Source organism: Pseudonocardia yuanmonensis (genome assembly GCF_039542425.1).
In the GTDB taxonomy this organism is placed as follows: Bacteria; Actinomycetota; Actinomycetes; order Mycobacteriales; family Pseudonocardiaceae; genus Pseudonocardia; species Pseudonocardia yuanmonensis.
Genome location: NZ_BAABIC010000024.1, coordinates 29,137 through 41,944, shown reverse-complemented (window position 1 = coordinate 41,944; position 12,808 = coordinate 29,137). Strand labels below are relative to the sequence as shown.

Below are 12,808 nucleotides of genomic sequence, written 5' to 3'. Positions count from 1 at the left end.
CGCCGCGCCCCTCGCGCGGCCCCGGCTACTCCTCGCTCATCCGCTGCCGCAGCTGCGCCAGCGTGCGCGCCAGCAGCCGGGACACGTGCATCTGCGAGATCCCGATCTGGTCGGCGATCTGCGTCTGTGTCTTGTTGCCGAAGAAGCGCAGCACCAGGATCGTGCGCTCGCGGGCGGGCAGGTCGTCGAGCAGCGGGGCCAGGGTCTGCCGGTACTCGACCTTGTCCAGCTCCGCGTCGGCCGCGCCCAGGGTGTCGGCGAGCGGGGAGTCCGCCCCGGTCACCAGCTCGTCGAGCGACGGGCCGCGGTAGGCCTGCTGGGCGTCGAGCCCCTCGAGGACCTCCTCGGTGGTGATGCCGAGCCGCTCGGCGATCTCCGAGGGCCTCGGCGCGCGGCCCAACTCCTGCGACAGCGGGCCGATGGCGCCGTTGATGGAGCTCTGCATCTCCTTCAGCCGCCGCGGCACCCGCATCGACCAGGTGCGGTCGCGGAAGTGTCGGCGCACCTCGCCGGTGATGGTGGGGATCGCGTAGGAGAGGAAGTCGACACCGCGCTCCGGGTCGAACCGGTCCACCGCGTTGATCAGCCCGACCGTGCCGGCCTGCTCCAGGTCGTCGACGGGCTCGCCGCGGTTGGCGAAGCGCCGCGCGATGTGCTGCACCACCGGCAGGTGGCCGGTGACCAGCTCGGCGCGCAGGGTGTCGCGCTCGGGATGGCCGGCGGGGAGCGCCACGAACTTCTCGAACAGGGGCGCGAGGTGCGCATACTCGGAGTCGGCCGCCCGCCCGTTCTGGTCGGGTGCCTGGTCGGGAGCCGGGTCGCGGTCAGCCACGACGCCCCGGCACCCGGTCTCTGCTGGCTCTGGTGTCCGACGCCACGCAGGGATCTACCCGACCGCCCCGATACGGAAACGCGGCCCGCGGGGCACCCCCCCGGGCGGGGCACGGACGGGGGAAATGCGAGGGGAAGCCGCGCGAGATCGCTGGTAGGTTGGACTGCCGCGCCGTCGGGCGACGAGGGACGACGAGGACGTCGGCCGCGCCGCCGGCGCCTCACATACCGACAGATCGAGGGACGACCGGGGGGACCGGCCGATCCGTCACTCCCGCGAAGGACGTCTGAGCAGGTGCCGACCTCCGAACCCGCCACGGGCGAGTCGCCGCTCGAGCACGAGCGCGCGTACGTCGCGATGCTGTACGAGCGGCTCGACGAACGCCGTCGGGACACCGCGCGCCGGCTCGCCGACGTGCTGCACGGCGAGACCGTGGGCACGCCGCAGGCGCTGACCGAGCGCGACGCGGCCGCCGCGATGTACACCGACCGGCTCGCCGCGCTGCGCGCCGCCGAGCACGGGCTGGCGTTCGGCCGGCTCGACGCGGAGTCCGGCGAGGTCCGCTACATCGGCCGGCTCGGCCTGCTCGACGAGGAGCACGACTACGAGCCGCTGCTCATGGACTGGCGCGCCCCCGCCGCGCAGCCCTTCTACACCGCCACCGCCGCCAACCCCGAGGGCATGCGGCGGCGCCGGCACCTGCGCACCCGCGGCCGGACCGTCGTCGCGGTCGACGACGAGGTGCTCGACCTCACGGACGCGGCGGCCCAGCGGTCGAGCACCGGGCTGGCCGGCGAGGCCGCGCTCATGGCCGCGGTCAGCGAGGCGCGCACCGGCCGGATGGGCGACATCGTCGCCACGATCCAGGCCGAGCAGGACCGGATCATCCGGTCCAAGCCGTCGGGCGTGCTGGTGGTGCAGGGCGGGCCGGGCACCGGCAAGACCGCCGTGGCGCTGCACCGCGCCGCCTACCTGCTCTACACGCACCGGGACCGGCTGGCCCGCCGCGGCGTGCTGGTGATCGGCCCGAACCCGACCTTCCTGCGCTACATCGGGCAGGTCCTGCCGTCGCTGGGCGAGACCTCGGTCGTGCTCGCCACCCCGGCGGAGCTGTTCCCGGGCCTGCACGCCCGCCGGCCCGAGGACGCCCGCACCGCCGAGGTGAAGGGCCGCGTCGACATGGCGGCCGTCGTCGCCGCGGCGGTCCGCGACCGCCAGCAGCTGCCGCGTCGGCCCATCGAGCTCGTGGTGGAGCAGCAGCCCGTGCGGATCGACCGGGAGCTCGTCAACCAGGCCCGGTCGCGGGCCCGGCGCTCCCGCAAGCCGCACAACGAGGCCAAGCGCGCCTTCCGCACCGAGGCGCTGCGGCTGCTCGCGCAGCAGGTGGCGCAGAACCTCGGCGGGCGGAACCTGCTGGGCAAGCTGGACGTCGAGGACATCCGCGAGGAGCTGGCCGAGGACGCGGCCGTCGCCCGCGAGCTCGACGCGCTGTGGCCCACGCTCACCCCGCAGCAGCTGCTCACCGACCTGTTCGCCGACCGGCGCAAGCTCAACTCGATCGCCCGCCGGATCCCGGCCGAGGACCGGGCGCTGCTGGAGCGGCCCGCGCCCGGCGCGGACGTGCCGGCGGACCTGCGGTGGACCCCCGCGGACGTCCCGCTGCTCGACGAGGCCGCCGAGCTGCTCGGGGACGACGGGTCGGCCGCCCGCGACGCCGAGCAGGCCGCCCTGCGCGAGGAGGTCGAGTACGCCCAGGGCGTGCTCGACGTGCTGGACCTCGAGGAGGACCTGGACCCGGAGCTGCTGCGGGCCACGGACATCGTCGACGCCGACCGGCTGGCCGAGCGCATGCAGGTGCGGACCTACGAGTCGACCGCCGACCGCGCCGCCGCGGACCGGGAGTGGACCTACGGGCACGTGATCGTCGACGAGGCGCAGGAGCTGTCCGCGATGGCGTGGCGGCTGGTGATGCGCCGGGTGCCGAGCCGCTCGATGACGATCGTGGGCGACGTGGCGCAGACCGGCGACATCGCCGGGGCCTCCACCTGGTCGGAGGTGCTCTCGCCGTTCGTGCAGAACCGCTGGCGGCTCGAGCAGCTCACGGTGAACTACCGGACGCCGGCCGAGATCGCCGACGTCGCCGACGACGTGCTGGCCGCGATCGACTCGAGCCTCGGCCCGCCGACGTCCGTGCGCAGCACCGGCGTGCCGCCGCGGGCGGTCCCGGTCGCCGCGGGCTCGCTGGAGGGCTCGGACGGCGTGCTCGCCGGGATCGTCGCCGAGGAGCGGGACGTGGTGGGCGAGGGGCGCACCGCGGTGCTCGTGCCCGCGGCGCGGGTCGCGTCCGTGCGCCTGGCCGTGCTCGGCGACGCCGCCCCCGAGGACCCGGAGGACCTCGAGGCCCCGGTGGTCGTGCTGCCGGTGGGCGCGTCGAAGGGCCTGGAGTTCGACTCGGTCGTGCTCGTGGAGCCCGCGGAGGTGCTGGCCGAGAGCCCGCGCGGGATGAACGACCTCTACGTGGCGCTGACCCGCGCCACGCAGCGGCTGACCGTCGTGCACGCCGCGGACCTGCCCGAACCGCTCAAGCGCCTCCGCCGCGCCTGACCGTCCCCGGCCGATCCTCCCCGGGCGCGCGGTCGCGCGGGTCGCGGCTCGCGCGTGTGAGGTCCCGCCGCGAGGGGAATCGACCACGGGTCGGTCGAGGCTCGGGGAGGCAGGAATGCGGATCGTCGTCACCGGCGCGACGGGCAACATCGGGACGGCGGTGCTGCGCCGCCTCGCCCGGGAGGACCACGATCTCGTCGGCGTGGCCCGCCGGGTGCCGGCGGGGCCGGTCGCGGACGGGCAGCCCGCGACCTGGAGGTCGGTCGACCTGACCCGCACCACCCCGGAGGAGCTCGCGCGGGTCGTCGCCGGCGCCGATGCCGTCGTCCACCTCGCGTGGGGTTTCCAGCCCTCGCACGACCTGCGGTACCTGCGCGAGCTCGGCGTCGGCGGCACCCGCCGCGTCGTGACCGCGGCGGCCACGGCCCGGGTGCCGCACCTGGTGCACATGTCCTCGATCGGCGCCTACTCGCCGCGCCGCGACGACACGCCGGTCGACGAGAGCTGGCCGACCGACGGCGTCCCGAGCTCGCGCTACAGCCGGCACAAGGCCGCCGGCGAACGGATCCTCGACGAGGCGGAGGCGGAGGGTGCCGTGCCCACGATCACCCGGCTCCGCCCCGGCATCGTCGGGCAGCACTCGGCCGGGAGCGCGCTGCTGCGCTACGGGGTGCCGGGGCTGGTGCCGGCGCGCGCCCTCGCCTGGTTGCCGGTGCTGCCCCTCGACCGCCGCCTGGCGATCCCGGTGGTGCACGCCGACGACGTCGCCGACGCCGTCGCCCGCGTCCTGGACCGGGGTGCCGCCGGCGCGTTCAACCTGGCGGCCGACCCGCCGCTGACCGCCCCGGACATCGCCCGCGTACTGGGTGCCCCACTGGTGCACGTGCCGTCGGCGGTCCTGCGCCCGGCGATGTCCGCCGCGTGGCACCTGCGCCTGCAGCAGGTCGACACCGGCTGGCTCGACATGGCCTTCGCCCTCCCGCTGATCGACTCCACGCGCGCCCGCACCGAGCTCGGCTGGTCGCCCACGAAGGACGCCGTCGCCGTGTTCCGCGAGGTCGTCGACGGCATGCGCACGGCCGCGTCCGGGCCCACCGCGGTGCTGCGACCCCGCACGGTGGCCGGCGCGACCAGGGACGCCCTGCTCCACGGCCACGTCGGCAGACGGTCCCGTCCGTGAGCGCGACGCCGCTGCCCACCCACCGGGCCGGCGCCCTCCCCGGGCTGGTCGCGGCCGCCCACCCCGGCCCTGCCGCGGCCGTCACGGTGGTCGCCGCCCTGCTCGCGGTCGACGCCGGTCGGCCGGCCCGCACCACCCTCGTCGTCGCCCTCGCCGTCCTGGCGGGCCAGCTCACGGTCGGCTGGGTGAACGACCTCGTCGACCTGCGGCGCGACCGTGCCGTCGGGCGGGCCGACAAGCCGCTGGCCACCGGGCGGGTGGCGGCCCGCCGGGTCGCCGCCGCGGTCGCCGTGTCCGGGGCCGCCTGCGTGGCGTTGTCGCTGGCCGCGGGGTGGCGCAGCGGGCTCGTCCACCTGGTGCTCGGTGTCGGCGCGGCGCAGGCCTACAACCTCGGGCTGAAGGGCACCTGGCTGTCGTGGCTGCCGTACGCGGTGGCCTTCGGCACGCTCCCGGCCGTGGCCTCCCTCGCCGGCCCCGCGCCGGCCTGGCCGCCCTGGTGGACCATCGCCGCCGGCGCGGCGCTCGGGGTCGGCGCCCACGTGCTCAACGCGCTGCCCGATCTCGCCGACGACGTGCGCACCGGCGTCCGGGGCCTGCCGCACCGGCTGGGGGAGCGCACGGCGCGGCCGCTGGCCGCCGGGCTGCTCGTCGTGGCGTCCGTCCTGGCCGCGCTCGGTCCCGCGGGGAGCCCGCCCGGGTGGGTGTGGGGGGCGCTGCTGGTGGTCGCCGCGCTCGCGGCGGTCGCGCTGACCGGCCGCGGGCGCCTCCCGTTCCGCGCCGCGATGCTGATCGCGCTGCTCGACGTGGTGCTGCTCGTGGCGGCCGGCTGATGCCCGGCTGGGACCTCGCGGTCGTCGGGGCCGGACCCGCCGGCGCCGCGACCGCCCTGGGGGCGCTGCACGCCGCACCGGGGCTGCGGGTGGCGCTGCTCGACCGGGCGGACTTCCCGCGGGACAAGGCCTGCGGGGACGGCGTCGCCCCGCACGTGCTCGACCGGCTGGCCGAGGTCGGGGTCACGGGCCTGCTCGACGACCGGGTGCCGGTCGCGCGGCTACGGCTCGCCCGGGGCGACCGCGCGGTCGACCGCACGATGGCCCGGCCGTCGTACGTGGTGCCGCGCCGGATCCTCGACGCCCGGCTGGTCGAGGCGGCCCGTACCGCCGGCGCGGTGCTGGTCCGACACCGGGTCCGCGACCTCGAGGGCGGGACGGGCGACCGGGGGGACGCCGGCGGTGTCGTCCTCGACGGCGGGCACCGTGCCGCCGTCGTCGTCGGGGCCGACGGGGCCCGGTCGATGGTGCGCCGCCGTCTCGGGTGGTCCACCGCCCGCACCGCCTTCGCCCTGCGCGGCTACGCGCCGGTGTCCGCGGGGCGCGAGCAGGCCCAGGTGATCGCCTTCGGGACGGCCCGGCAGCCGGCGTACGCCTGGTCCTTCGACCGCGGCGACGGGCTCGCGAACGTCGGGTACGGCGAGGTGCTCGGCCGCGGACCGGCCCCCACCCGCTCCGAACTGCTCGACCGGCTCGAGGAGCTGCTGCCCGGCGCGGGACGCGACGGCGCCGACTGGAAGGGCCACCACCTGCCGCTCTCGGGTGCCCGCTGGTGGCCGCCGACCGGCCGGGTGCTGCTCGTCGGCGACGCCGCCGGCCTGGTCAACCCGATGACGGGGGAGGGCATCTACTACGCGGTGGCCACCGGCCTCGCGGCCGGACGGGCGGCCGCGGGGGCGATCACGTCGGGCCGGCCCGACACGGCCGGGCACCGCTACCGGCGCGCCGCCCGCGCGCACCTGCTCCCGCACCTGCGTCACACCGCGCTCGCGGCGCGCCTGAGCCGCAGCGGACCGGTGCTCGACGCGGGCCTGCGCGCGTCGGCCCGGGACCACCGGGTCTTCGACGACCTCGTCGAGCTCGGCCTGGCCCGGGGCCGGATCACCCCCGCCGTCGTCCGGGGCCTGGCCGGCGCCCTCCTGCCGGGCGGCCCCGCCGCGCCCACCCCCGCCCACCCCGTGGAGGAGAGATGAGCATGCGCGTCCTGAGCGTCCGAGGTGCCCTGCCCGCCCATCGCCACCGCCAGGAGGAGATCACCGAGGCCGTCGCGGGGTCGCTGCTCGCGGGCCGCGTCGACCGGGCGGTCCTGGAGCGGTTCCACCGCAACGCGGGTGTCGGGACCCGGCACACCGCGCTGCCGCTGGAGCGCTACGGCCGGCTCCGCGACTTCGGGGAGTCCAACGACGCGTTCATCGAGGCCGGGGTCGAGCTCGGCGCCCGCGCCGTGGTCGACGCGCTCAAGGCCGTCGACCTCGCGCCGCCGGACGTCGACCTCGTCGTCTCCGCGACCGTGACCGGGCTCGCCGTGCCGTCCCTCGACGCACGGGTCGCCGCGGTCACCGGGATGCGCGACGACGTGGTGCGGGTGCCGATCGTCGGCCTCGGGTGCGTGGCCGGGGCCGCGGGCATCGCCCGGCTGCACGACCACCTGGTCGGCCACCCCGACGCGGTCGCGGTCCTGATGAGCGTCGAGCTGTGCTCGCTGACCCTGCAGCGCGACGACGTCTCGGTGCCCAACCTCGTCGCCAGCGGCCTGTTCGGCGACGGCGCCGCGGCCGTGGTCGCCGCGGGGTCGCGGCGCGCCGAACAGCTCGTCGACGGCGTGCGCGTGCAGCCGGAGGTGCTGGCCGCCCGCAGCCGCCTCTACCCCGACTCCGAGCGGACGATGGGCTGGGACGTCGGCGCCGGCGGCCTGCGGATCGTGCTCGACGCCGCCGTCCCCGACCTCGTGCGCCGGTACCTCGGCGACGACGTGCGCCGGTTCCTCGCCGACCACGGGCTGGGGCACGCGGACGTCGGGTGGTACGTCGCGCATCCCGGCGGTCCCAAGGTGCTCGAGGCCCTCCAGGACGCGCTCCAGGTCGACCGCGACGCCCTCGCGCTGACCTGGGACTCGTTGCGCCGCATCGGGAACCTCTCCTCGGCCTCGGTGCTGCACGTCCTCGCCGACACACTCGGGTCCCGGCCGCCGCGCCCCGGCTCGTACGGCCTGATGCTGGCCATGGGGCCGGGCTTCTGCTCCGAGCTGGTGCTGCTGCGGGCGCCGGCATGAGCACCGCCGCACCGCTGTCGTCCCTGCTCTTCACGCTGCTCGTGCTCGCGATCGGTCTCGAGCGGCTGGCCGAGCTGGTCCTCTCCACCCGCAACGCCCGGTGGGCGTTCGCGCGCGGGGGCGTGGAGACCGGCCGCGGGCACTACCCGGTCATGGTCGTGGTGCACACGGGCCTGCTGGTCGGCTGCGTCGCGGAGGTGTGGCTGGCCGACCGGCCCTTCGTGCCCGCGCTCGGCTGGCCGATGCTCGCCCTGGTCGTCGCGTGCCAGGGCGTCCGCTGGTGGTGCATCCACGCGCTCGGACCGCGGTGGAACACCCGGGTGATCGTCGTGCCCGGGCTCCCGCTGGTCACCTCCGGGCCGTACCGCGTCCTGGCGCACCCCAACTACGTCGTCGTCGCGGTGGAGGGTGCCGCCCTCCCGCTCGTCCACACGGCGTGGCTCACCGCCGCGGCCTTCACCGTGGCGAACGCCGGGGTGCTGACCGTGCGCCTGCGCGAGGAGCGCCGGGCCCTGCGGGCTGCCGCACCGACGGCGGTGGGCGCGTGAGCCCGCGCCCGATCGACCTGCTCGTCGCCGGCGGCGGCCCGGCCGGGCTGGTGACCGCACTGCACGCCGCCCGCGCCGGCCTCGACGTCGAGGTCTGGGAGCCCCGCCCCGGCGCGGTCGACAAGGCCTGCGGCGAGGGCCTGATGCCCGGGGCGCTCGCGGGGTTGCTGGCCCTCGGCGTCGACCCGGCCGGGCACCCGTTCCGCGGCATCCGGTACGTCGGCGCCGGGCGGTCGGCCGACGCGGACTTCCGCCGCGGCCCCGGCCGGGGCATCCGCCGGACCACGCTGCACCACGCCCTGCAGGAGGCGGCGGTCGCCGCCGGTGCCCGCATCGAGGAGCGTGCCGTGGCGGAGGTGCGGCAGGACGGCGTGGGTGTCACCGCCGACGGGCGGCGCGCCCGGTACCTGGTGGCCGCCGACGGCCTGCACTCCCCGGTGCGCCGTGCGCTCGGCCTCGACGTCGCCGCCGCCCGGTACCCGCGCTTCGGGCTGCGCCGGCACTTCCGGACCGCGCCCTGGTCACCGTACGTCGAGGTGCACTGGGGACCCGAGGTCGAGGCCTACGTGACGCCGGTGGCCGCCGACCTCGTCGGGGTCGCGGTGCTCGCCTCCGGCAAGGGCTCGTTCGACAGCCGGCTGCGCGCGCTCCCGGGTCTCGAGGCCCTGCTGGGCGGCAGCGAGCCGGCCACCGACGTGCGCGGCGCCGGCCCGCTGCGCCGGGGCGCCCGGCGGCGGGTGGCCGGCCGGGTGCTGCTGGTCGGCGACGCCGCCGGGTACGTCGACGCGCTGACGGGCGAGGGCCTGGCCCTGGCGTTCGCCCAGGCGGAGGCCGCCGTGCGCGCGGTCGTCGACGGCGAGCCCCGGCGCTACGAGCGCGAATGGGTGCGGCTGACCCGGCGCTACCGCTGGCTCACCGCGGCCCTGCTCGCCGGCACACGTCCCCGGGTGGCGCGCCGCGCGCTGGTCCCCGCCTCCCGGCTGCTGCCGCCGCTCTTCGGCGGCGCGGTGAACGCGCTCGCCCGCCCGGTCGGCGGCGGCCGGTGAGACCTCGGTTCACCGCTCGGTCGAGGTTCAGTCGAGGTCGGCCTGCCACAGGTCGGGGCCGAACACCTCGTACTGGATCTCCGACGGCGCGACCCCGCGTTCGATCAACGTCGACCGGACCGCCTGCATGAACGGGATGGGGCCGCACAGGTAGTACAGGGCGTCGTCGGGCAGGGCGACCTCGGACAGGTCCATCAACCCGGCGTGGACCCCGTCCATCGGCTCGATGCTGCCCGTGCCGTCCTCGTACCAGACGTGGATCGAGGCGTTGCGGGCGGTGAGGACGTCCTCGACGACCTGGCGGCGGAGGGCGAACGCCCCCTCGTTCGCGTCGGCGTGCAGGAGGGTGATGTTCAGCCCGGAGTTCGCGGCGACCAGGTGCGAGAGCATCCCCGCCATCGGGGTGATGCCGATGCCCGCGCTCGCGAAGACCACGGGACGGCCGGCGTCGTCCAGGACGACGTCGCCGTACGGCAACGACATCGTCAGGACGTCACCGACCTCGACGGTGTCGCAGAGCATCGTGGACATCTCGCCGTCGGGCTTCCCGTCGCCGGACACGCGCTTGACGGCGAACTGGCGGTGCTCCCCGTCGTCGGCGCGGGTGAGGCTGTACTGGCGGGGCTGCCGCACTCCGTCCGGCATCGGCATCAGGACGGTGACGTACTGGCCCGGCAGCGAGGTCTTGACCAGCCGGTCGTCGACCCGCTTGACCACGAACGTCACCACGTCCGCGGTCTCCGGGATCTTCCGCTCGACCTGCCACGGGCGCCAGACCGTCTCCGGCCGGACCCCGCGCGCGCTGTAGAGCCCCCGTTCCTGGTTGATCAGCGCGTGCGCCATCAGCCAGTAGACCTCGTCCCACGCGGCGGCCACCTCGGGCGTGACCGCGTCGCCGAGCACGTCCACGATCGCCCGGAACAGGTTGTCGTGGACGACCTGGTACTGCTCGGGGCGGATGCCCAGGGACGCGTGCTTGTGCGCGATCCGGCGCAGCAGCTTCTCCGGGGTGCGGCCGGGGGCGTTCACCAGCATGCCGGCGAAGGAGGCGACGGACCCGGCCAGCGCCTGCTGCTGGGACCCGTCGACCTGGTTGCCCCGGTTGAAGGTGCCGTCGAGCAACTCCGGGTGCTCGGCGAACAGGTGCTCGTAGAAGCGGGTCGCGATCTCGCCGATGTGCTCGCCCACCACCGGCAGCGTCGCCTCGACGACGGGACGGGCCTTGTCGGACAACATGGCAACCACCTCCGCGGGACCGGCCGGGGCGGGCGTTCCCGTCGCCCGGTGCCTCAAACAGGCCCTCCGGCGGATCCGTCAGCCGGGATCGAGGTCGAGCCCGTCGGCGGCGTTGTGCCGCCACTGGTCCACGGTCCGGACGTAGCGGAAGAGCTCCTGCGAGCCGGGCGCCCAGCGGCCCTGGGTGGCGATGTCGAGCAGCGAGGCCCCGGCGCGGTAGGACTCGGTGGCGAACCCGGCGCGCAGCGAGTGGCAGGTCACGGGGTAGGGCAGTCCGGCGCGCTCGCCGGCCCGCGCGATCACGGCGGTGACGGCGTCGGGGGAGAGCGGTTCGTCGCGGACCGTGTCGTGCCGGTCGATCCGGCGGAAGGCGGGGCCGGCCGTGTGCCCGCCCGCCCGCAGCCACGCCAGCCACGCCGACCGCGGGCAGAGCAGCGGGTGCCGCCGGCGGGGCAGGGCGCTGCGGCCGGTGGTCTTGCCGACGCGCACGTCGAGCACGATCCCGTTCTGCTCGACGGTGACGTCCGTGGTGAGCAGGTGGGCCTGGTCGCTGGCCCGGGTGGCGCCGTAGAAGCCGATGGTCAGCATGGCGCGGTCGCGCCGCCCACGGCGGGTGTCCGGGCAGGCTTGCGACATGGCGAGCACGGCCCGCAGGTCCACGGCGTGGGCCTGGCCGCGGCCGCGGCTCACCCCGTCGGCCGCCAGCCGCCGGCGGTAGATGGTGAGGGCCTCGCGCGCGGCGGCCGGGCCGCGGGGGTCGACGTCCGCGCCGAACCTGCGCAGCCCGTGCAGCGCCCCGGCGAGCCTGCGCCGGATGGTGGCGGGCGCGGCCGGGGGACCGGGCTGCCGCCCGATCCGCGGCGCCCCCTGCTCGAGCCACAGCACGAACCCGACCAGGGCACCGCGCCCGCCGGAGAGCAACGGGATGCCCGCCCAGCGGGTGTAGTCCTCCCAGGCCGCCCAGTCCCGCGCGTACGCCTCCCGGGTGCTGGCCACCCGCTCCGCGTCGAGGTAGCGGTCCGCGGCCGCGTCCAGCGCGTCGACCCGCACGGCCGCGTCCCGGTCGAGGTCCGAGGCGGGCGCGCCGGGGAGGGGCCGGCGACGCGGGGCCGCGGTGGCGCGCGGCGTGAGGGCGGCGCCCCGACCGGTCACCGGCACGTCGGGCGGCCGGGTCCGGGGTGGTCGCTGCGGTTCGCTGCTCGGTCGTGCACGTGCTGCAGGGTAGAAGCCGGGCGGCCGGCGTCGTCGGCGGCGCGCCCGGCCCCGGTTCCCGGTCGGGTGCTCAGAGATCGAGGACCAGGCGGGCCGAGCAGGAACGCGACACGCAGATCATCATCGCGTCGTTCTGCGCCTGCTCGTCCGCGGTGAGCACGGAGTCGCGGTGGTCCGGCACGCCCTCGAGCACCCCGGTCTCGCAGGTGCCGCAGGTGCCCTCGCGGCAGGAGGAGAGGATCCCGACGCCGGCCTCCTCCACGACGTCGAGGATCGACCGCTCGGCCGGGACGGTGAGTATCGTGCCGGTCTGCGCGAGCTCGACCTCGAAGGCCTCCCGCGGCCCGTCGTCCGCGCCGGCCTTGGGTGCGAACCGCTCCAGGTGCAGCGACCCGGCCGGCCAGACGGCGCACCGCTCCTCGACCGCGGCCAGCAGCGGCTCCGGGCCGCAGCAGTAGACCGCCGTGCCCGCGGCCGGCTCGCCCAGCAGGGCGGCCAGGTCCAGCAGCCCCGTCTCGTCCTGCGGCCGGACCTCCACGCGGTCGGGGTACCGCTGCTCCAGCCGGTCCCGGAAGGCCATCGACGCGCGGGTGCGCCCGCCGTAGACCAGCCGCCACTCCGCGCCCGCCGCCTCCGCCGCGGCGATCATCGGCAGGATCGGCGTGATGCCGATGCCGCCGGCGAGGAACAGGTAACGCGGGGCCTCGACCAGCGCGAAGTGGTTGCGCGGCCCCCGCACGCGGACGGTGTCGCCCTCGGCCAGCACGTCGTGGACGTGCGCCGAGCCGCCCCGGCCCGCCGGCTCGCGCAGCACGGCGACCTGCAGCACCGAACGCTCGGCGGGGTCGCCGCACAGCGAGTACTGCCGGGTCAGCTCGCCGGTGAGCACGAGGTCGACGTGCGCCCCGGGCTCCCAGGCGGGCAGGTCGCCCCCGGCCGGGTCGCGCAGGGTCAGCTGCACGACGCCGTCGGCCAGGGTCTCCTTCTTCTCGAGGACCAGGTCGAGCTCGGGCTCGATCCGGGCATCGGTGGTCATCGGTCTCCTCGG

Annotated in this window: 11 protein-coding genes; 7 read left to right on the top strand and 4 right to left on the bottom strand. The window is 76.6% G+C overall.

Annotated features, from left to right (window positions below; genetic code table 11):
- Nucleotides 1-25: 25 nt before the first annotated feature.
- Nucleotides 26-832, bottom strand: a complete 807-nt coding sequence (locus tag ABD990_RS27700; RefSeq protein WP_425569670.1) for an RNA polymerase sigma factor SigF — start codon at nucleotides 830-832, stop codon at nucleotides 26-28.
- 357 nt (nucleotides 833-1,189) lie between these two features.
- Here ABD990_RS27700 and ABD990_RS27695 point away from each other — a divergent pair, with 357 nt between their 5' ends.
- From ABD990_RS27695 to ABD990_RS27665, 7 genes are all read left to right on the top strand, one after another.
- Nucleotides 1,190-3,436, top strand: a complete 2,247-nt coding sequence (locus ABD990_RS27695) for a HelD family protein (protein ID WP_345383749.1) — start codon at nucleotides 1,190-1,192, stop codon at nucleotides 3,434-3,436.
- 115 nt (nucleotides 3,437-3,551) lie between these two features.
- On the top strand, nucleotides 3,552-4,616 hold the full coding sequence (locus ABD990_RS27690; RefSeq protein ID WP_345383694.1) for an NAD-dependent epimerase/dehydratase family protein: 1,065 nt from the start codon (nucleotides 3,552-3,554) through the stop codon (nucleotides 4,614-4,616).
- Entirely contained in the window at nucleotides 4,613-5,446 is an 834-nt protein-coding gene (locus ABD990_RS27685; RefSeq protein ID WP_345383693.1) for a UbiA family prenyltransferase, read from the top strand. Before ABD990_RS27690 ends, ABD990_RS27685 begins: the two co-directional genes overlap by 4 nt.
- Nucleotides 5,446-6,639, top strand: coding sequence for an NAD(P)/FAD-dependent oxidoreductase (locus ABD990_RS27680; RefSeq protein ID WP_345383692.1), 1,194 nt, complete (start codon nucleotides 5,446-5,448; stop codon nucleotides 6,637-6,639). The genes ABD990_RS27685 and ABD990_RS27680 overlap by 1 nt, the downstream gene beginning before the upstream one ends.
- A complete protein-coding gene (locus ABD990_RS27675) occupies nucleotides 6,636-7,718 on the top strand; it encodes a type III polyketide synthase (RefSeq protein ID WP_345383691.1) in 1,083 nt (360 codons plus the stop codon). Before ABD990_RS27680 ends, ABD990_RS27675 begins: the two co-directional genes overlap by 4 nt.
- Nucleotides 7,715-8,266 (top strand): isoprenylcysteine carboxyl methyltransferase family protein, encoded by a 552-nt coding sequence (locus ABD990_RS27670; protein WP_345383690.1) that lies wholly within the window; start codon nucleotides 7,715-7,717, stop codon nucleotides 8,264-8,266. The genes ABD990_RS27675 and ABD990_RS27670 overlap by 4 nt, the downstream gene beginning before the upstream one ends.
- Nucleotides 8,263-9,312 (top strand): NAD(P)/FAD-dependent oxidoreductase, encoded by a 1,050-nt coding sequence (locus tag ABD990_RS27665; RefSeq protein WP_345383689.1) that lies wholly within the window; start codon nucleotides 8,263-8,265, stop codon nucleotides 9,310-9,312. The genes ABD990_RS27670 and ABD990_RS27665 overlap by 4 nt, the downstream gene beginning before the upstream one ends.
- Before the next feature lie 27 nt (nucleotides 9,313-9,339).
- On the opposite strand, the gene ABD990_RS27660 is transcribed toward ABD990_RS27665, so the two are convergent.
- The 3 genes from ABD990_RS27660 to ABD990_RS27650 all read right to left on the bottom strand — a co-directional run bounded on the left by ABD990_RS27660 (nucleotide 9,340) and on the right by ABD990_RS27650 (nucleotide 12,796).
- Complete coding sequence (locus ABD990_RS27660; RefSeq protein WP_345383688.1) at nucleotides 9,340-10,548, bottom strand: globin domain-containing protein; 1,209 nt, start codon at nucleotides 10,546-10,548, stop codon at nucleotides 9,340-9,342.
- A 78-nt stretch (nucleotides 10,549-10,626) separates the two neighbouring features.
- Complete coding sequence (locus ABD990_RS27655) at nucleotides 10,627-11,700, bottom strand: tyrosine-type recombinase/integrase (RefSeq protein ID WP_345383687.1); 1,074 nt, start codon at nucleotides 11,698-11,700, stop codon at nucleotides 10,627-10,629.
- A 130-nt stretch (nucleotides 11,701-11,830) separates the two neighbouring features.
- Nucleotides 11,831-12,796 (bottom strand): PDR/VanB family oxidoreductase, encoded by a 966-nt coding sequence (locus ABD990_RS27650; RefSeq protein ID WP_345383686.1) that lies wholly within the window; start codon nucleotides 12,794-12,796, stop codon nucleotides 11,831-11,833.
- Nucleotides 12,797-12,808 lie beyond the last annotated feature (12 nt).

Excerpts from the sequence above, each read along its gene's own strand:
- ABD990_RS27680 (WP_345383692.1), top strand. The coding sequence starts at position 5,446 with ATGCCCGGCTGGGACCTCGCGGTCGTCGGGGCCGGACCCGCCGGCGCC.
- ABD990_RS27695 (WP_345383749.1), top strand. The coding sequence starts at position 1,190 with ATGCTGTACGAGCGGCTCGACGAACGCCGTCGGGACACCGCGCGCCGG.
- ABD990_RS27660 (WP_345383688.1), bottom strand. The coding sequence starts at position 10,548 with ATGTTGTCCGACAAGGCCCGTCCCGTCGTCGAGGCGACGCTGCCGGTG.
- ABD990_RS27650 (WP_345383686.1), bottom strand. The coding sequence starts at position 12,796 with ATGACCACCGATGCCCGGATCGAGCCCGAGCTCGACCTGGTCCTCGAG.
- ABD990_RS27670 (WP_345383690.1), top strand. The coding sequence starts at position 7,715 with ATGAGCACCGCCGCACCGCTGTCGTCCCTGCTCTTCACGCTGCTCGTG.
- ABD990_RS27675 (WP_345383691.1), top strand. The coding sequence starts at position 6,636 with ATGAGCATGCGCGTCCTGAGCGTCCGAGGTGCCCTGCCCGCCCATCGC.
- ABD990_RS27690 (WP_345383694.1), top strand. The coding sequence starts at position 3,552 with ATGCGGATCGTCGTCACCGGCGCGACGGGCAACATCGGGACGGCGGTG.